The organism is Citrobacter sp. Cpo126, assembly GCF_030332445.1.
Classification (GTDB): domain Bacteria; phylum Pseudomonadota; class Gammaproteobacteria; order Enterobacterales; family Enterobacteriaceae; genus Citrobacter; species Citrobacter portucalensis.
Genome location: NZ_JAOWHT010000032.1, coordinates 631243 through 649534, shown reverse-complemented (window position 1 = coordinate 649534; position 18292 = coordinate 631243). Strand labels below are relative to the sequence as shown.

The window sequence follows — 18292 nt, the reverse complement described above, 5'->3', positions numbered from 1 at the left end:
ATGAAAACCAACGTAGGCCGGACAAGCGTTAGCGCCATCCGGCACTTTACCTGTTACGCTGCGGCGACTTTCTCGCGCAAGGCTCGTTTTTCCTCGTTACTCAGGAATGCCATTTCCAGACCGTTGATTTGGGCCTGACGGATCTGTTCGCGCGTTAGGCCTGCAGCTGGTGCGGCAATGGTGTACTCGTGAATAATATCCACACCCTGAACAGCCGGGTCGTCCGTATTCAAACTGGCGATAACGCCATGCTCAAGGAACGTTTTCAGCGGATGGTTCGCTAGTGAGGCAACGGTGCTGGTCTGTATGTTTGATGTCAGGCAGGATTCGATGCCGATACGGTGCTCGGCGAGGTAATCCATCAACGCACGATCTTCAATGGCTTTAACGCCGTGACCAATACGCTCAGCGCCTAGCTCTTTAATGGCCTGCCAGATGCTTTCTGGTCCCGCGGCTTCGCCCGCATGTACGGTGATATGCCAGCCGGCATCGCGTGCCTGGTTGAAGTGAGACAGGAACAGGCTGCCCGGGAACCCCAGTTCGTCACCGGCCAGATCCAGCGCCGTAATATGGTCTCGGTGGGCTAACAGCGCATCCAGTTCCTGCAGACAGGCGGCTTCGCCGAAAGTACGGCTCATAATGCCAATTAAGCGTGCTTCGACGCCAAAGGTCTTGCAGCCCTCGCGTACGCCTGCGATGACGGCTTCAACCACACCTGCAACCGGGAGCTGATGCGCCATCGCCATGTAACCTGGGGAAAAACGCAGTTCAACATAGTGCAGGCCGTTACGTGCTGCATCCTCAATATTTTCAAATGCCACGCGACGACACGCATCCAGCGAGGCCAGTACCTTCACGCCCCAGTCGAGCTTGGATAAAAAACTCACTAAATCTGGCTCAGTTGATGTGACTTGCACATGAGGGATCAGCGTTTCCAACGTTTGTGCCGGAAGCGTTAAGTTGAACTGACGGCCCAGATCCAGGATCGTTTGTGCACGGATGTTACCATCAAGGTGGCGATGGACGTCGGTCAGGGGGAGGGAAGTATCAATCATGGTCGCACTCGTGTATTTAGGTAAAGTGCAGGCCATTATACAACAGAAAAATGTTCCTCTAAAAACTTTAAAAAAAGCAGTGCAGAGTTCGGGGTTATGGGGAAGCAAGCATCGCCAAATTGTTGACCATGCTGTTAGCGTACCAACAGAGTGGTGTTCCGACTCCCTGATCCTTGAGACCGTATCACGATGCTTTTGCCTTGCGGTGGTAAGACGGGCGTAAAGTAAGCAATAACGCATTTCCTGCAGCATGTGTGTAATAAAATGATTTTAATTTAAGATTATTTACCTCGTTTTTATTTAATTACTGTCTGTCAGTGTTATTTCATTCGGATATTTATTGAATAACATTGCTAATAGCGAAAAATGGACACTTTCCAGTTTATGAATGTGCTGCAAGGTATGTTATAAAAACACAATAACGACTGAGGGTATTAATAAAGTGAAAAGTGTAAAGTTAATTGTCAGTACAATGTTCTGTGGAAGTTTGCTGCTGGCAACTGTGCCTGCGCATGCGGCGTATAAAGCGGATGAAACGCATGTAATCCAGTTTAAGAAAGGTACCAGTGGCGCAGATATCAAGGGGACAATTACGGGTGATAAAACAAAAGATTATACGTTTGTCGCCAAAAAAGGGCAGACCATGCAAGCAGTTCTGAAAAGCGCCTGGCCTCATCCTTTCATGAGTATTATTGCACCGGGCGAACAATTCATTTTTGATGGCATGATGAGTGGTGACACTTATAAAAATACGCTGCCTGCCAGCGGTAAGTATACCATCAAAATATATCAAAAAGGCGCGGCGAAGGATGAGGGGAAAACCAACGCATTCCAGCTGCACATGAAAATTACCAACTGATCATGAGGAAAAGATCGCCCTGGTGGTGATCTTTTCCTTTGCTATTAAACTTCTTCGCCAGAATAAGCCACAACGCAATTACGGCCTCGGTTTTTTGCCATATACAGGGCGCGGTCTGCGCAATCAGCAAGTTGTTCGGGGGCTGAACGGTTATCAACCGAGGTTACGATACCCAGGCTGATGGTGATGATGCGTGGAAAATCACCTTTAGTCGTCGCCTGAGTTTGTTGTTCTACGTGTTTTCTGATTCGCTCTGCGATGTCAAATGCTGCATCAGCGTTAGTTTCAGGTAGCAAAATAGCAAACTCTTCTCCGCCAATGCGTGCTACGATGTCGTTACGCCGACTCAGTCGCTGCATAATTTCTGACAGTTTAATTATCACTCTGTCACCCTGTAAATGTCCCCAGGTGTCATTGACCGACTTAAAGAAATCAATGTCGCAAAAGACAATGCTCAGGGGTTTATGGGGCGCTGTCATTTTAATCTCATTGCTGAGTGCGTTATAAAAATAGCCACGGTTGAAAAGTCGGGTCATCGGGTCGCGGACTGAATTTTCATAGGATAATTCATAGGCCTGACGTGAGGCTTTGTAGCGCTTGAAAATATCAGACATGAGCACGATCATCACGGCCATTGCGCTAAGGCACTCCAGGCCTCTGGCGAGATACCATCCAGCGGAGTCTATATGTGTGTACTTCAGCATAATGATGACACTTAACAGATTGCTCAGAGCAACCAGTGACATACTTACCCAAAACTGTGTTTTTAGCCGGGTTAATTTTGCCCCTAATAAAACAATACAGGTCCACAAGATAATGAGGACATAAATAAAGCTACCACGCCAGGGTCTAAGCCATTCAAACGTTTCTGTGTCAACCAACTGAAACGATATTGGCGTAATACGGATGGAGTAGAGGATAGCCATTACCAGATGCAACATGCACCATAAATAAGTGGCGTAAATAACTGTTTTACCATGTTTTTCTTTTTTATTTTTAAACGTATATAAATAGTATGTTGCAAAAAACAACCCCGTAATTAACATGTTCCTCATAAAGTATAAAACAGCAATGTCATTGTAGATGACACCAGGAAGGCCGTTTTTATAAAAATAAATATAGAGCGCAAGAAATAAGAAAACCCCCGAGAAATAAAACGCGCAGGCCAGGGGTAAAAGATATTTTTTGCGCCGATAACTCATGTAATTCATCGTCATAAAGCACCCCGTCTGAATGTGCAATACACCAGCAAAGGTTGCAATAACCGGGTAAAAAGAGAGGCTATAACGCTGATTACTAAAAGGGATATACCAAAGAAAAATGGATGTCGTTAGGGACAGGAGTAAAAAAAAAGTTAAATTCTTTTTGTGAATGTTTATTTGTGTTGTATTCATGATTTTTATGTATATAAAACAGCGCTATATTTCGGCTATCTTCTCAGCTTTGTATTTTGTCTTTTTGATTTTTATTGCTGTTGATTTTGACTGGCAGGAAAAGTCAGGGAGGAATTGGTATTAAAAAAACGATAAAAAACAGATTTGTTTTTTTATATAAGGAGTTGCGCAATGAGTTCTTCATTGCGCAAGACTATTTAACGTATTGTGCGGATGGCGTTAATCAACCCCTTAACGCCTTTTTCAAGTTTGGAACGTGGACATCCGGCATTGAGGCGCACAAAACCGCGTCCTTCTTCTCCGTATGTGTATCCGGGCATGATGGCGACTTTCTGCTGATGGATGAGTGCTTCCTGCAGTGCGTGGTCATCAAGGTTGAGTGGACGCAAGTCAATCCATGCCAGATAGGTGGATTGCGGAACCTGCCAGTTCAGTTCGGGGAATGCGTTATTCAGCTCGTGCGCGATGTAATCCAGGTTACTGGCAAGATAATCCCGCAGCGCATCAAGCCAGCTAGCGCCCTGTTGGTAGGCTGCGATATGTGCGCTAAGCGCGAGCACTGCAGGTGAGGAAAGACCATCCCGACCCTTTAACGCACTGAGGTAATCGTTGCGACTCTGCTCATCCTCAATAATCCCGTAAGCCCCGGTTAATGCCGGAATATTGAAGCTCTTTGAACCGGAGGTGAACAGCGCCCAACTGTCGCGCGCGACGTTACTCCACGGGATGTGTGGCTGGTCTGCCCATACCATATCCATATGGATCTCATCAGAGATGACTTTTACACCGTGGCGCTGACACAGCTCCGCCATGGTTTCCAGTTCATCGCGCGTCCACACCTTACCGGTTGGGTTGTGCGGGCTGCAAAGCAGGAGAATTTTGCTTTCAGGCCGGGACAGGGCTTTCTCTAGTGCAACCATGTCGCAAAACCAGCCGTCAGCGCGTTTTTCAAGTCCGACAGCGCATACCTGGCGCTGATTACCTTCAATCGCTTTGTAAAACGCGTCGTAAGCCGGCGTATGAATAACCACCGCATCACCCGCAGAAGACCACTGGCGGATTAGCTCCGATACCATATAGATGACCGAGGGGCCATAAACCAGCGACTCAGGATCGATTTGGGTATTATGACGCGATAGAAACCAGTGGCTAATCGCCGCCAGAAATTCATCATTTTTCCAGCGACTGTAACCCAACACGCCATGTGACAGGCGCTGAGTCAGCGCCTCCAGAATGCAGGGGGCGGTGGCAAAATCCATATCGGAGATGGTGAACGGCAGAAGGTCGGCTGAACCAAAACGGTCGGCAACGTAATCCCACTGAGTACACCAGGTACCATGCCTGTCCACAACCTTTGAAAAATCAAACATATTGTTGTCCTTAAGCCTGTACGGTGTTCATCAGAACTGCGATCTCATCTTTCACTGACTGGACCTGCGGACCAATAACAACCTGAAGATTATGCTGATTGAGTTGCACTACGCCAATGGCGCGATTGTCCTTCAGTGCCTGTACGTTCACAAGCGACATATCCTTTACTGACAAGCGCAGACGGGTAATGCAGTTATCAAGGCTGACAATGTTTTCCGCACCGCCCAGCGCCGCCAGAATGGCAGGGACGTTGTAACCGGATTTACCCGGTGCTCCCGCCATGACTTTATCGATATTGCTGGCAATTTCGACGTCCCGACCCGGGGTCTTCAGATTGAAGCGTGTGATGGCGAAACGGAAGATCACGTAGTACACCGCGAACCAGATCGCAGCCACGACAGGAACCAAATACCACTTGGTAGAGAGTCCGTGCAGGATGCCGAATACAACAAAGTCAATCAGGTTACCGTCCGTGTTGCCGATGGTGACGCCTAACACCGCCATCACGGTGAAACCAAGACCGGTCAGCAGGGCGTGGATTACATACAAAACAGGGGCAACGAACAGGAATAAGAACTCGAGTGGTTCGGTTGTACCGCCGATCACGCAGGCAATGAGACCAGAAATTAACAGCCCTTTAATTTTATGACGATTTTCAGGGCGAGCACAGTGGTACATAGCGAGCGCTGCCCCCGGCAAACCACCGAGGAACGCCGGCATTTTACCCTGCGACAGGAAGCGGGTTGCGCTTTCAGAGAAACCTTGTGTTGTCGGGCAGCTCAGTTGAGCCTGGAAAATAGTTAGTGCGCCGCTCACGCTGTGACCGCAGACTTCCTGCGTGCCGCCAGCTTCGGTGAAGCGAATGAGCGCCACCAGAATATGATGCAGACCAAACGGTAGCAGCAGACGTTCACCGGTACCAAACAGCATTGGACCAAATTCGCCCGCGCTGTTGATGATGTGGCCGAGCCCATTAATGCCCATGGCGAAAACCGGCCAAACCAGGGGAATGACCAGGCCGACCAGTCCCATCACCACCGAAGAGATAATTGGTACAAAACGGGTACCGCCGAAGAAGGCCAGTGCATCCGGCAGGCGAATGTTGTGGAAACGTTCATGCAGCATCCAGACGATGATCCCGGCAATAACAGCGCCGAGGATCCCGGTGTCGATCGACTGGATCCCCAGGATATTCTGCACGTTGTTGGCCTTCAGGATCGCGGCATCGGTGGTAGGCAAGATACCTTTCGCGGTTAACCAGAAGTTGACGGCAAGGTTCATCACCGCATAACCAACAAAACCGGCAAATGCCGCTACGCCTTTGTTCTCGCGGGCCAGGCCGAGAGGTATGGCAATACAGAACATCACCGGTAAGAAGCTAAACGCAAATGAGCCTACTTTGCTCATCCAGGTAAAAATAGCCTGCAGTACCGGATTACCCAATGCTGGAATCAGCGTTAAGACATCATGACTACTTAACGAGCTGCCGATCCCTAACATGATCCCGCAGAATGAGAGCAGAGCCACGGGCAGCATAAAGGTTTTGCCCAACTGCTGGAAAAATTCCCATAACGTAATTTTTGGTGTGGTTCTCGTCGTCATCAAACGACTCCTCGTAAAAGCTAGCTGACTAATGATGGCGAGAAGATAAAACGTTTTACCTAATTTTAGTGCGGTATAAATCACATTATCGAACGATAATAGGGCGTATAAATATAAGTGATTGATAAAACGTTTTATCCGTCACGTTATCAGGGAGTTTTCCGTTTTTATGGCTATAGCCAAAAAAATAACCATCCATGATGTTGCGCTGGCCGCGGGCGTTTCGGTTAGTACCGTCTCATTGGTGCTCAGTGGAAAAGGCCGTATTTCATCCGCGACCGGCGAACGGGTGAATGCCGCTATTGAGCAACTGGGGTTTGTGCGTAATCGCCAGGCATCAGCACTGCGTGGCGGCCAGAGCGGGGTAATTGGTTTGATCGTGCGCGACCTTTCCACCCCGTTTTACGCCGAGTTGACAGCGGGTCTGACGGAAGCATTAGAAGCGCAGGGGCGCATGGTTTTTTTATTACATGGTGGCAGAGATGGCGAACAGCTGGCGCAGCGTTTCGCTATGCTGCTTAATCAAGGGGTTGATGGTGTGGTGATCGCCGGGGCTGCCGGCAGTAGCGACGACCTACAACAACTGGCCGCCGATAAGGGGATTCCGGTAGTGTTTGCGTCTCGGGCCAGCTACCTGGATGACGTTGACACCGTCAGACCTGACAACATGCAGGCAGCGCAATTGCTGGTTGAACATCTGATACGCCATGGGCATCAGCGCATCGCGTGGTTGGGGGGGCAGAGTTCTTCATTGACCCGCGCAGAGCGTGTCGGCGGCTATTGTACGACGTTGCTAAAGTATGGTTTACCGTTTCATAGCGACTGGGTGCTGGAGTGCTCATCCAGCCAAAAGCAGGCCGCAGAGGAGGTGACCGCGCTGTTACGTCGTAACCCAACGATCAGCGCAGTGGTGTGCTACAACGAAACCATAGCCGTTGGCGCCTGGTTTGGCCTGATGAGAGCAGGGCGTCAGAGTGGTGAAATTGGCGTAGATCGCTACTTCGAACAGCAGATCTCGTTAGCCGGATTTGCCGATGTAGCGGAAAATGCACTGGACGATATCCCCATTATTTGGGCCTGCACGCCCGCGCGTGAAATGGGTTATACCCTTGCTGAGCGCATGCTACAGCGCATTGGGCACGATGATGGTCATTCGCGTAACTTAACGCTTTCCGCCCGTCTGGTGGTGGCAAAATAAAAAAGGCCCGATAAACACACGGTTATCGGGCCTGTTGTCACGTGTATTTACTGTTGCGGAATAGCCGGGGCATCCGGTTCGCCGAGAGAAGGCATACCGAACATGCCAACAAACTCATCCAGCGGCATTTTTTGTCCGTTTAACGTAACCTGGCCGTTTGCGTATTGCAGGCTGGAGCCGATGACGTTGTCCTGCATCGTTGTAATACGGAACATCTGACCCATTGCCGCCAGGCCATTCACCTGTTGCTTCGCCAGATCGGCCGCTTGCTCCTGCTGATAGCCTTCAATTTTGGCAATCTGCGTCATGAACTCAGTCGCCATATCAACCGGAATCGTCAGCTTAGCATCCAGTGATTTGACCGAACGATCCACTTCCTGAGCCAGCGTTTGTGGTTCCTCAGTATTTGCTGTCGGATCTTTTAGCAGCAGTGACAGATTAAATGCAGTTTCACCTTTTGCATTTTTCCAGCTCAGCGGGGCAATGGTGATAGCCGGCTCGCCTTTCATCAGAATCGGCAGCGCATTGAAGAAGGCTTCAGTGACTTTTTGCTGATAAAGCTCAGGATTTTGTACCACATCAATCTGCGCCATCAGTGCCTTGGTTTGGGCACTATATTGCTGACTGAACTGGTGTAGTGCTTCACCGTCAATCTGGCCAACTTTCAGCGTCAGTTTACCGCTACCCATATCCTGACCCTGTAATTTCAGACTGTTCAGCGTGTAATCCAGCTGGCTGTTGACAGTTTTACCGTCGTTGATCAGATCGGATTTACCATCAATACCCATGCCTTCCAGAACCGCCAACTCTTTACCTTCGACGGAAATCGACAGTTTATCGAGTGACAATTTCTGGTCGCCGATGCGCTCACCAAAGCTGGCAATACTGCTGGAACCCTCAGTTTTCAGGTTATTGAAAGTCATTTGTACTTTCTGGTCATACTCGTTGACCGCATTGACCACACCGCTTTGCGCATTGCCTGTCAGCGAGACAGCATTACCTTCTTTGTCTGCTGTAAACTGGAATTCCCCGCCGCTGAAGGCTACTTTTTCGTCGCCTTTCTCATAGTTCAGTGGTTTGAGGGAGAGATCGGAACGGGTATCGCCGCTGTAGCTGATACGGGAGTTAATGACAAATGGCGACTCACCTTTGGCAATATCAAACAGCGGTTTGGTAACGTCGTTATTGACCAGCGTCGTTTTCACGGAGGCCATAGCCGGGACCAGATTCAATGACTTCAGTTGCGCCAGCGGGAATGGACCGTGATCGACGGTTTCATTCAGGACGATACTTTGCCCCGGTTTTAGCCAGGAATCTGCCTGCCCGGCGATTGGTTTCACCACCAATTGCAGTTGGCTATTGAACACCCCGCGCTGGTAGTTTTGATAACTCAGTTCAATGCCCGCCTCAGGGGAGAAACGTTTTAACTGATCGTTTGCCTGTGTCACCATCTCGGCGAGATGCGTTTCAAGTTTCTTACCTGTGTACCAGGCGCCGCCCGTCCAGACGATACCCAGCGCAACCACCACACCCGCAGCTACCAGCGATTTTTTCATTTCGATATCCATAAAATAAAACCAGGCGTTTGAAGACGCCTGGAGGAGTGACATGTCTTTAACACACTACAGCTTAGCAAGAGTTGTTAAAAATATCAGTATCTTGCTATAGCTTGTTATAAACCCGGGCTAAACGACCTGCGCCACTGATGTTAACCGGCGATTCATTCGCGCCAATAAAGGCCGATTCACCCGGTCGCAGAACCAGACGTTGCTCGCCTTTGCTCAGCACGGCTTCACCCTCGATGCAGAACAAAATAGCCGCACTTTGCTGGCTGATATCTGCGCCACTGGTAGTAAGCTCATGCAGGGAGAACGCAAAATCATCAACCGGGATTGGGAAGTCCAGTTCACCATCAGATTCAACCGGCGTGGTCAGTAACTGGTTTGCTGGCTTGGCGACAAACTTCACGTTGGCGACCAGTTCCGGGATATCAATATATTTTGGCGTCAGTCCGGCACGCAGCACGTTGTCCGAGTTAGCCATCACCTCAAGCGCCACACCTTGCAGGTAAGCGTGCGGGGTTTCGGCAAATAAGAACATAGCCTCGCCTGGATTGAGTTTCACCACATTGAGCAGCAGCGGGGAGAAAAGCCCACTGTCGTTCGGGTAGACGTCAGCGATCAGACGGATGGTTTGCCAGGGTTCACCCTGCTGGCTGTTCAGCGCTGATTTCAGGATCGCCAACGCATGGGATTTCTCCTCATCCTGCATATTCAGCAAGCTGGCGAAAAGATAGCTCAGACGTTCCGCACTCGGTTCTTCCAGGAAATGTGCAATAGCTGGATGTGCGGCGGAAACGGGTTGTAACAATGCAACAATGTCAGAGAACTCGCGGAATGCGTTCATCGCCAGGAAAGGCGTCAAAGCAAATACCAGTTCTGGTTTGTGGTTAGGATCTTTGTAGTTGCGCTCGGCGGCATCCATCGGGATCCCCGCGGCGTTTTCTTTGGCGAATCCAATTTCAGAATTGTGTTTGTTAGGATGAACCTGAATCGAAAGCGGTTGAGCAGCGCAGAGTACTTTAAACAGGAAGGGCAGTTCACCAAAACGTTGCGCTACGGCTTCGCCTAGCAGTGCGGATTTATCGTGCTCGATAACGTCGCGCAGAGCAACCGTCTGACCGTCAGCGCCCAGAACCTGCGAACTGCTTTTCGGATGCGCGCCCATCCACAACTCAGCCATCGGTTGCTGAGTGGGGTTGGAAATGCCATAGAGTTCCGTTAACGCCGTTTTACTTCCCCAGGCGTAGTTCTGCACTGAGTTGATGAGTTTTTGCATTATCAAGCCCTGTTTCAATGTTGAATTTTCTACGGCTATTAAACCAAGAAACCCTGAGGGAAGTAACCTGCACATGTAAAAAGTCGTACTTGTCTCAGTTTTTGTTAAAAAAATGTGTAGGATATGGTGACTCGCTTTTAATACCCTGAGTAATTCCGGTTGCAGAAAGCTCTTCCTTCTACAACCGGATCTGCGGCAGGGAAGCAGGGCAATGGAACATCTGCCCAGAGAATAACCAGACCGAGCAGTAAGTGAGAGCACAATGTCAAACAAACCCTTTCATTATCAGCATCCTTTCCCCCTCAAAAAGGATGATACCGAATACTATCTGCTGACCAGCGACTATGTCTCTGTTGCCGAATTTGAAGGGCAGGAGATTGTTAAAGTTGCACCGCAAGCCTTAACCCTGCTGGCTCGTCAGGCCTTTCATGATGCGTCGTTTATGCTGCGTCCCGCACATCAACAGCAGGTAGCTGATATTCTGCGCGACCCGGAGGCCAGCGAAAACGACAAATATGTGGCCCTGCAATTCCTGCGTAACTCTGACATCGCGGCAAAAGGCATTTTGCCGACCTGTCAGGACACCGGAACTGCGATTATCGTGGGTAAAAAAGGTCAGCGTGTCTGGACCGGTGGGGGCGATGAGGAGGCGCTGGCACGAGGCGTCTATAACACCTACATCGAAGACAACCTGCGCTATTCACAAAACGCAGCGCTGGATATGTATAAAGAGGTGAACACCGGTACCAACCTGCCAGCACAAATCGATTTGTATACCGTCGACGGAGATGAATACAAATTCCTGTGTATTGCCAAAGGTGGTGGTTCGGCGAACAAAACCTATCTGTACCAGGAAACCAAAGCGCTGCTAACGCCGGGCAAATTAAAAGATTACCTGGTTGAGAAAATGCGTACGTTGGGCACTGCGGCTTGTCCGCCGTATCACATCGCGTTCGTAATCGGTGGAACATCGGCAGAAGCCACGCTGAAAACGGTCAAACTGGCTTCTGCAAAATACTACGACGAATTGCCGACAGAAGGTAACGAACATGGTCAGGCATTCCGCGATGTTGAGCTGGAAAAAGAGCTGCTGATTGAGGCGCAGAATTTGGGGCTTGGCGCGCAGTTTGGCGGGAAGTACTTCGCGCATGATATCCGCGTGATCCGCCTGCCGCGTCACGGCGCGTCGTGTCCGGTTGGTATGGGCGTTTCTTGCTCAGCCGATCGAAATATCAAAGCCAAGATCAACCGCGAAGGTATCTGGATCGAAAAACTGGAACATAATCCTGGGAAATTTATACCGGAAGAACTGCGCCAGGCGGGAGAGGGGGAAGCGGTGCGCGTTGACCTCAATCGTCCGATGAAAGAGATTCTGGCTCAGCTTTCCCAGTATCCGGTTTCCACGCGTCTGTCGCTCAACGGTACAATTATCGTTGGCCGTGATATTGCGCATGCGAAACTGAAAGAACGTCTGGATAACGGCGAAAGTTTGCCGCAGTATGTTAAAGATCACCCGATCTATTACGCAGGTCCGGCAAAAACGCCGGAAGGCTATGCCTCTGGTTCGCTGGGGCCAACCACTGCCGGACGTATGGACTCGTATGTTGACCAGCTTCAGGCCGCTGGTGGGAGCATGATTATGCTGGCGAAAGGCAATCGCAGCCAGCAGGTGACCGATGCTTGCCATAAACATGGCGGCTTCTATTTGGGCAGTATTGGCGGCCCCGCCGCGGTGCTGGCTCAGGGCAGTATCAAGAGCCTGGAGTGCGTGGAATACCCGGAACTCGGGATGGAAGCCATCTGGAAAATTGAAGTAGAAGATTTCCCGGCATTTATCCTGGTAGATGACAAAGGCAACGATTTCTTCAAGCAAATTCAGACGTCGCAGTGCGCACGCTGCGTTAAGTAACGTCAGCCGCCCTTCGGGGCGGTTTTTTTTACCGCACGAACCACCAAACGACAGCTTTATCCTCGTTAATACTCATAAGACCAATGCAAATGGGCAATGTCGAAACATAACCTAATCAACTGTTAATGTAAGGAGCAGGTAATGGTAACGGTACGCCGCGAGAATGATTCAATGGGGGCGATTGATGTTCCTGCCGATAAGCTTTGGGGCGCGCAAACCCAACGTTCGCTGGAGCATTTTCGTATCTCTACGGAGAAAATGCCGGTCTCGCTGATCCATGCGCTGGCGCTGACGAAACGCGCCGCGGCAAAGGTTAACCAGGATCTGGGGCTGCTGGCGGAGGATAAAGCCAGGGCTATTATGCAGGCTGCAGATGAGGTGTTGGCAGATAAACACCGCGATGAGTTTCCGCTGGCCATCTGGCAAACCGGCTCAGGCACGCAAAGCAATATGAACATGAACGAGGTGCTGGCAAACCGGGCAAGCGAATTGCTGGGCGGCGTGCGGGGGATGGAGCGAAAAGTACACCCCAACGATGATGTCAATAAAAGCCAAAGCTCGAACGATGTCTTCCCGACCGCAATGCACGTTGCCGCACTGCTGGCACTGCGTAAATCTTTGATCCCACAATTAAATGTGTTGACCAAAACGCTCAGTGATAAGTCCCACGCTTTCGCCGATATCGTTAAAATTGGTCGTACACATCTGCAAGATGCAACTCCACTTACGCTTGGCCAGGAGATTTCCGGCTGGGTAGCAATGCTTGAACATAACCTCAGACACATTGAAAACAGTTTACCGCATGTAGCAGAACTGGCGTTGGGGGGAACCGCGGTAGGTACCGGACTGAACACTCATCCCGAATACGCCCGCCGGGTCGCGGATGAACTGCGGGTCATTACCTGCGCGCCGTTCGTTACCGCTCCGAATAAATTTGAAGCGCTGGCCACCTGCGATGCCCTGGTTCATGCCCACGGAGCGCTAAAAGGGCTGGCAGCGGCGCTGATGAAAATCGCCAACGATGTACGCTGGCTGGCATCTGGCCCGCGCTGTGGTATTGGCGAAATTTCAATTCCGGAAAACGAACCGGGCAGCTCGATCATGCCGGGTAAAGTCAATCCTACCCAGTGTGAAGCGCTGACCATGTTGTGCTGCCAGGTGATGGGTAACGATGTCGCCATCAATATGGGCGGGGCGTCAGGTAACTTTGAGCTCAACGTCTATCGACCGATGGTCATCCACAACTTCCTGCAGTCGGTACGCCTGCTGGCGGACGGTATGGAAAGCTTCAATGAACATTGCGCGACGGGAATCGAGCCCAACCGTGAACGAATAGATCAACTGCTCAATGAGTCGCTGATGCTGGTGACCGCGCTCAACACCCATATCGGTTACGATAAAGCGGCTGAAATTGCCAAAAAAGCGCATAAAGAAGGGCTGACGCTAAAAGCCTCCGCTCTGGCGCTGGGATATCTAACCGAAGCGGAGTTCGACAGCTGGGTACGTCCGGAGCTGATGGTTGGCAGCATGCGGCCAGGCAGTTAATCCGCAACGTACAGGTGCAGCCGGGGAATAATCAATCTCAACGGCTGCGCCTGAGGTTTAAAGCGATGCTGAACGTTATCGGCATCGTAATTCAGTAACTCGCCAATATCCGGTACGGTCATACCGTTGTCGTTATTAAGCAAAGCAATCAGTGGCGTCGGGCAGGCATATTGCACCTGTTTTTGCTCTCCTTTGTACCAGACTCGGGCAATAGGCTGCACTTTTACCGGCCTTTTAATTTTCAGGCGGGCCTGCTGCGGTAAGTCGGCGATATCCTGATATTCGCGTTCAAGCTTCGCCTGCCATTCTTCACGTGTCCAGGGATGTACGCTGCGCGGTGAGGTCAGGCTTTTTTCCAGTTGCTGCAGTACTTCATCGCGTTTCAGGTTTTTAATAATGTGCTTGTTAGCCCAGCCGAATCGCAGGGTGGCAGGATCTCTGACAACGGTGAGCGTGCGATAGGCATTCAGTGTAATCAGCCCCGGCAGGTGGCGATGCACCCATTCGAAACGTGCTGCCGGCGCCAGCCCTGATTCTACTGTAACAATGCGCTCGAAGGTGGTTTTCAACTGGTTTATACGCTGGATTTGTTCTTCCAGAGCACATTGCCCCGCATTATCAACCTGGTAGCACAATACACCCGGTAGGCGGACGGCCGCTTTGCTGCTGCGGTTTTCGGACTGCTGCTGAATAAACAGGTGACGGTAATGGCGCAGTGCCAGCGCTTCAGCCTCTTTGCCTAAATGCTGCTTAACATCAATGCTCTGCAGAGGGGCATGCTCTGCCTCTTTGACCACTTCCGGTAACGAGAACACGCGGGCAATAAGCAGCGTCTGCTGCAACAGGTTTTCGTTCAGAAGCGCCAGTTCTTGTTCCATCTGGCGAAAGGTGCCGTTCAGGCGGTCAACGAGATCGTAACGGGCCATAGATTTACCATTTTAGTTACAACATACCTTTTTATAGCACAACATCCACCGCCTGGCCACCGAGCAGAATAGGTCAGGCAGCCGAAATTTCAGGAATGTTATGCCAGACGGGCCAACGGAAAGTAAACCGGGCGCCGCCAAGTTCACTTTCATCACAGACGACCGTCCCTCCCATAGCCAACGCTATTGAGTGGACGATGGCTAACCCAAGCCCACAACCCCCGGTCGCCCGGTCACGGCTGGGGTCAAGGCGTACAAACGGTTCAAAAACCTGTTCGCGAGCGTCTGGTGCAATACCGGGACCGTCGTCTTCCACTACCAGCGTGGCTTGATTGCCGTTCAGCAGCAGACTGGCTTGCACCGTTGACTGGCAATAGCGCAGGGCATTATTCAGCAAATTATCCAGGACCCGCTCCATCAGGCGCATATCCAACGCGCCGTAGTCGCCAGTTTCGAGATGACGTAATTGCACCGCACGGTCCGGATTTACGCTTTGCACATCCTCCAGATGGGTTGTCAACCAAGCAGGCAGGTCCGGTACGCTGAGTTTCAGTTCATTTTGCGGGCGATCCAGGCGGGCGTAGGTCAGTAACTCTTCGATCAACGCTTCCAGTTGGCCGATATCACGATTCAGCGCCTGAGATTCCTGCTCGGTGAGGTTATCACTCATTTCCAGCCGGTAACGTAAACGTACCAGCGGGGTACGAAGCTCATGGGCAATACCATCGATGAGCTGTTTTTTACTGGCGATCAGCGCATTGATATTGTCGGCCATTTGGTTAAACGCTACGCCCAGGCGCTCAAAGCTGGAACCGCTGTCAAAATGAAGGCGTTCACTCAGATGTCCTTCACCAAAACGTTGTGCGGCGGATTCGAGTCTGAGCATTTCCTGCCAGTGCGGGCGCATCCAGATCAGTACCGGGAAGGCCAGTGAGATAGCAATAAACGCCATCAGCGCGATGTCCAGCAAGCGCATTTGATGGAGAAAATAGAGGTAGGGAACCGGACCGACGGCCAGCACATAATGGCTGCGAGGAATGCGTTGAATGAAGGTGTATTGATCGTCAAGTGCCACAATATCGCCTTCGCGCAAACGCTGCATGGTTGGGGCATCCAGTGTGTACTTATTCAGCGGTTCAACGCGCAGGTCAAATGAGAGGTTTAAATCCATCTCCTTCAGCGTCTTACCCCAGTCACGTGGCGGGATTTCGCGTAGTTCACTGCGCATCAGGTACAACGAGCTTTTCATCAAATCGTCGAGCGACTGTCTGCCTGCGCGTTCTGCGGTGAATTTGTATACCAGACCGACCAACAGGGTCATCACCAAAAAGCAGACAAACAGCAGGAGGTAAAACTGCACAAACAGTTTCTTCATAAAAAATCACCGAACGCTCAATAAGTTAGCGAGTGCACGTGTCCCTCAAGGGAAAAGTGGGCACAGCGGTATCCGCCGATGCGTGGGTTCAGAAAGGTTCTCCGATCACCATCCGGCGTGCTTGTCCACGCAGAGTACACTGTATATCTCTTTTCTGCATTCTTATGGCTCCTACGGGCGCGGAATGACCTTTCGCTGGATCACGCATTGCTTTCTACGCTGTAAGTTAATCAAAATCGGGATGGGGTTGTTCTGGCGTATGTCACGACCGCACCTAAAAGGTTACTTCGTTTCTCAACGTAGATGGTGTTGTTATATTCGTAGTTACCTTCGGGATAGCAAATTCTGATGTTAGTCCCGAGATCCGGATCGTCAACATCAGCCCCCGAACAGCTTTTAGAACTTCCTGTAGCATAGACGTATGTGGCGGTATAGGACGAGGGGACACCCGGAATGAACCAGGTTATCGCCATAACCATGATCACTGAAAACAGCACTATGGCAATGCTGATGCCACCAAATAATTTCAGATAGGTTTGGAAGGGACTTTTTTTCATTATCCCATTACCTACCAGAAATAAGGTAATTAACAATGACACTGCCAGAGAAATAAGCATGAGGTATTTGGATGTGAGCGGGTAGAGAAATGTCGCTCTGTATATCGTTACCTTCCACCAGTAAAAGAGAAATATTGCGCCGAGAGATGAGACGGTAACAAAAAACAAATATGGATATGAGTATTTTCTCATCCTTGTGACTCCAGAACAATTTCTCCATTTGGGTTTAATAAATTACCATTTGTTTTGAATAATGAAAACGGCTCTCTTGTTTGAATTGTTAGGTACGCCGCAGACCAGAGAATTTGCGCTATCTTTGGGGATATAGGCATAATAATAAAAGGGATATTCTCACCCGTGGCAGGGATGACTGACCTTGCGTATAATGTGTGCCGATACTTCCTGAAAAGTGCTGTGACTGAAAATATGAATCTCAATCGCTGTTGTTATTCGCTTCTCATTTTCGCAGCGGTCGGCTGCATTTTCACCGCTTATCCTCTTGTTATATGGTTTCTACTCGCCAACGTTTTGACGCTGCTGTTATACGGCGTGGACAAAATGGCGGCACGCAAGGACTGGCGCAGAGTGCCGGAATCCACATTGCTGGTGTTTGGCGTTGTGGGCGGGTGGGGCGGCGCGATAGCGGGTCAACAAATCTTTCGCCATAAAACACAAAAGCAACCTTTCAAAACCTACTTTATTATCAGTGTGATAGTGAGTGTTTCTGTGATGGGCATGATTTATAAGTTCTATCCATTTTTCCTTCCTGAGCATGGTTGGTGAATAAACTGCCGGTTTATTTGAGGCAGGAAATATATTTTTCACCTGAACGGCGCACAATTTCATCGGCATTTTGCGTAATATCTTTACCTTCAAATGCGCCGTAAAGTTGCTTAAATTTCACTGTTCTCAGGCGTTGGATGATGTCGCTGACGGTGGCGGCTGGCAACGGTAGCATATTGGGGTAGCTCCACATAAATGAGACTGCATGGGCACCTGGTGTAACTTGAACGATGTCGCCAGAAAGCACCACGCCTTCGTCACGCGCCCAGTGCAGGACGCAGCCGCCAGCAAAGTGCCCGCCGAGACGTATCATCGTGACGTCACGGGTTAACTCAATGGTGTCGCCATCCCAGAATCTAATCCACGGGCTGTCACGCATTACCCACCTTCTGTCGCTGGTATGAAGGTAAATCGGCGCGTTAAATTCCGCAGCCCAGTCCTGCATGGTGGTGTAGTAATGAGGATGCGAAATCGCGATAGCCTTAAGGCCGCCAAGGGACGTTATTAGCGTTTTTGTGGCATCGTCGAGCGTGGCAATGCAGTCCCACAGAATATTTCCTTCTGGGGTACGCACAAGAAACGCGCGCTGATCAATTGCAAAATCAGGAACGGTGCGGATGCTGAGGAGGGTACTGTCGTGTTGCTTCCACTTATTTGTATGCGATGCACACAGGGTGTCAAAATCGATCCATTTCTGCCCGCTTGTGGGGACATATTGACGTTCATCCAGGCAGATATCGCAATGTTCCGGATGGGCGCCAGTTACCTCATAGGATGTTCCACAGGTTTTGCATAACGTGATCATCGTGCCCTCCTCATATACCGAACACAGTCAGCATGGCACACAGATACACAAGGATGTGCCTGTTAGTGCTCTACC

General features: G+C 50.3%; 15 protein-coding genes. 5 read left to right on the top strand and 10 right to left on the bottom strand.

Translation table 11 applies throughout. The annotated features are described in order from the left end of the window. Positions 1-53: 53 nt before the first annotated feature. Positions 54-1055, bottom strand: a complete 1002-nt coding sequence (add, locus tag OGY17_RS12295; RefSeq protein ID WP_153687206.1) for an adenosine deaminase — start codon at positions 1053-1055, stop codon at positions 54-56. Positions 1056-1497: 442 nt separating this feature from the next. On the opposite strand from add, the gene OGY17_RS12290 reads away from it, so the two are divergent. Beyond that, the gene (locus tag OGY17_RS12290; RefSeq protein WP_020996420.1) at positions 1498-1914 is read left to right on the top strand and encodes a hypothetical protein; all 417 of its coding nucleotides are present in this window, start codon (positions 1498-1500) and stop codon (positions 1912-1914) included. A 44-nt stretch (positions 1915-1958) separates the two neighbouring features. On the opposite strand, the gene OGY17_RS12285 is transcribed toward OGY17_RS12290, so the two are convergent. The 3 genes from OGY17_RS12285 to malX all read right to left on the bottom strand — a co-directional run bounded on the left by OGY17_RS12285 (position 1959) and on the right by malX (position 6281). Further along, on the bottom strand, positions 1959-3308 hold the full coding sequence (locus tag OGY17_RS12285; RefSeq protein ID WP_008784689.1) for a sensor domain-containing diguanylate cyclase: 1350 nt from the start codon (positions 3306-3308) through the stop codon (positions 1959-1961). Positions 3309-3505: 197 nt separating this feature from the next. Continuing rightward, positions 3506-4678, bottom strand: coding sequence for a MalY/PatB family protein (locus OGY17_RS12280; protein ID WP_286607352.1), 1173 nt, complete (start codon positions 4676-4678; stop codon positions 3506-3508). A gap of 10 nt (positions 4679-4688) precedes the next feature. After that, the gene (gene malX / locus OGY17_RS12275) at positions 4689-6281 is read right to left on the bottom strand and encodes a maltose/glucose-specific PTS transporter subunit IIBC (protein WP_111465678.1); all 1593 of its coding nucleotides are present in this window, start codon (positions 6279-6281) and stop codon (positions 4689-4691) included. 169 nt (positions 6282-6450) lie between these two features. Between malX and OGY17_RS12270 the strand changes: the two genes are divergently transcribed. After that, positions 6451-7479, top strand: coding sequence for a Mal regulon transcriptional regulator MalI (locus OGY17_RS12270; RefSeq protein ID WP_048226587.1), 1029 nt, complete (start codon positions 6451-6453; stop codon positions 7477-7479). A 47-nt stretch (positions 7480-7526) separates the two neighbouring features. Here the strand turns inward: OGY17_RS12270 and OGY17_RS12265 are convergent, their stop codons facing one another. Both OGY17_RS12265 and manA read right to left on the bottom strand, forming a co-directional pair. Then, on the bottom strand, positions 7527-9035 hold the full coding sequence (locus OGY17_RS12265) for a YdgA family protein (RefSeq protein WP_111466340.1): 1509 nt from the start codon (positions 9033-9035) through the stop codon (positions 7527-7529). Between the two features lie 106 nt (positions 9036-9141). Next, the gene (gene manA, locus OGY17_RS12260; RefSeq protein ID WP_286607348.1) at positions 9142-10317 is read right to left on the bottom strand and encodes a mannose-6-phosphate isomerase; all 1176 of its coding nucleotides are present in this window, start codon (positions 10315-10317) and stop codon (positions 9142-9144) included. A 262-nt stretch (positions 10318-10579) separates the two neighbouring features. Here manA and fumB point away from each other — a divergent pair, with 262 nt between their 5' ends. Both fumB and fumC read left to right on the top strand, forming a co-directional pair. Beyond that, the gene (gene fumB, locus OGY17_RS12255) at positions 10580-12226 is read left to right on the top strand and encodes a class I fumarate hydratase (protein ID WP_008784695.1); all 1647 of its coding nucleotides are present in this window, start codon (positions 10580-10582) and stop codon (positions 12224-12226) included. A 141-nt stretch (positions 12227-12367) separates the two neighbouring features. Next, positions 12368-13771 (top strand): class II fumarate hydratase, encoded by a 1404-nt coding sequence (fumC, locus tag OGY17_RS12250; protein WP_048235430.1) that lies wholly within the window; start codon positions 12368-12370, stop codon positions 13769-13771. Here the strand turns inward: fumC and tus are convergent. From tus to OGY17_RS23285, 3 genes are all read right to left on the bottom strand, one after another. After that, the gene (gene tus / locus OGY17_RS12245) at positions 13768-14697 is read right to left on the bottom strand and encodes a DNA replication terminus site-binding protein (protein ID WP_048235429.1); all 930 of its coding nucleotides are present in this window, start codon (positions 14695-14697) and stop codon (positions 13768-13770) included. The two genes, fumC and tus, sit on opposite strands and share 4 nt — an antisense overlap. A gap of 73 nt (positions 14698-14770) precedes the next feature. Beyond that, positions 14771-16072: a two-component system sensor histidine kinase RstB gene (rstB, locus tag OGY17_RS12240; protein ID WP_060682245.1), complete on the bottom strand. Its 1302-nt coding sequence runs from the start codon at positions 16070-16072 to the stop codon at positions 14771-14773. Between the two features lie 230 nt (positions 16073-16302). Further along, the gene (locus OGY17_RS23285) at positions 16303-16821 is read right to left on the bottom strand and encodes a hypothetical protein (protein WP_111465674.1); all 519 of its coding nucleotides are present in this window, start codon (positions 16819-16821) and stop codon (positions 16303-16305) included. Positions 16822-17055: 234 nt separating this feature from the next. On the opposite strand from OGY17_RS23285, the gene OGY17_RS12230 reads away from it, so the two are divergent. Next, positions 17056-17412 carry a DUF1294 domain-containing protein gene (locus OGY17_RS12230; RefSeq protein WP_057068958.1) on the top strand — a complete coding sequence of 119 codons (357 nt, stop codon included), beginning with the start codon at positions 17056-17058 and terminating at the stop codon, positions 17410-17412. A gap of 13 nt (positions 17413-17425) precedes the next feature. Here the strand turns inward: OGY17_RS12230 and OGY17_RS12225 are convergent, their stop codons facing one another. Next, a complete protein-coding gene (locus tag OGY17_RS12225) occupies positions 17426-18217 on the bottom strand; it encodes an MBL fold metallo-hydrolase (RefSeq protein WP_250670954.1) in 792 nt (263 codons plus the stop codon). Between the last annotated feature and the right edge of the window lie 75 nt (positions 18218-18292).

What these genes read in the sequence shown, in the direction of transcription:
- add (WP_153687206.1), bottom strand. Translation starts at nt 1,055, where the DNA reads ATGATTGATACTTCCCTCCCCCTGACCGACGTCCATCGCCACCTTGAT.
- OGY17_RS12285 (WP_008784689.1), bottom strand. Translation starts at nt 3,308, where the DNA reads ATGAATACAACACAAATAAACATTCACAAAAAGAATTTAACTTTTTTT.
- OGY17_RS12280 (WP_286607352.1), bottom strand. Translation starts at nt 4,678, where the DNA reads ATGTTTGATTTTTCAAAGGTTGTGGACAGGCATGGTACCTGGTGTACT.
- malX (WP_111465678.1), bottom strand. Translation starts at nt 6,281, where the DNA reads ATGACGACGAGAACCACACCAAAAATTACGTTATGGGAATTTTTCCAG.
- OGY17_RS12270 (WP_048226587.1), top strand. Translation starts at nt 6,451, where the DNA reads ATGGCTATAGCCAAAAAAATAACCATCCATGATGTTGCGCTGGCCGCG.
- OGY17_RS12265 (WP_111466340.1), bottom strand. Translation starts at nt 9,035, where the DNA reads ATGAAAAAATCGCTGGTAGCTGCGGGTGTGGTGGTTGCGCTGGGTATC.
- manA (WP_286607348.1), bottom strand. Translation starts at nt 10,317, where the DNA reads ATGCAAAAACTCATCAACTCAGTGCAGAACTACGCCTGGGGAAGTAAA.
- fumB (WP_008784695.1), top strand. Translation starts at nt 10,580, where the DNA reads ATGTCAAACAAACCCTTTCATTATCAGCATCCTTTCCCCCTCAAAAAG.
- fumC (WP_048235430.1), top strand. Translation starts at nt 12,368, where the DNA reads ATGGTAACGGTACGCCGCGAGAATGATTCAATGGGGGCGATTGATGTT.
- tus (WP_048235429.1), bottom strand. Translation starts at nt 14,697, where the DNA reads ATGGCCCGTTACGATCTCGTTGACCGCCTGAACGGCACCTTTCGCCAG.
- rstB (WP_060682245.1), bottom strand. Translation starts at nt 16,072, where the DNA reads ATGAAGAAACTGTTTGTGCAGTTTTACCTCCTGCTGTTTGTCTGCTTT.
- OGY17_RS23285 (WP_111465674.1), bottom strand. Translation starts at nt 16,821, where the DNA reads ATGAGAAAATACTCATATCCATATTTGTTTTTTGTTACCGTCTCATCT.
- OGY17_RS12230 (WP_057068958.1), top strand. Translation starts at nt 17,056, where the DNA reads ATGAATCTCAATCGCTGTTGTTATTCGCTTCTCATTTTCGCAGCGGTC.
- OGY17_RS12225 (WP_250670954.1), bottom strand. Translation starts at nt 18,217, where the DNA reads ATGATCACGTTATGCAAAACCTGTGGAACATCCTATGAGGTAACTGGC.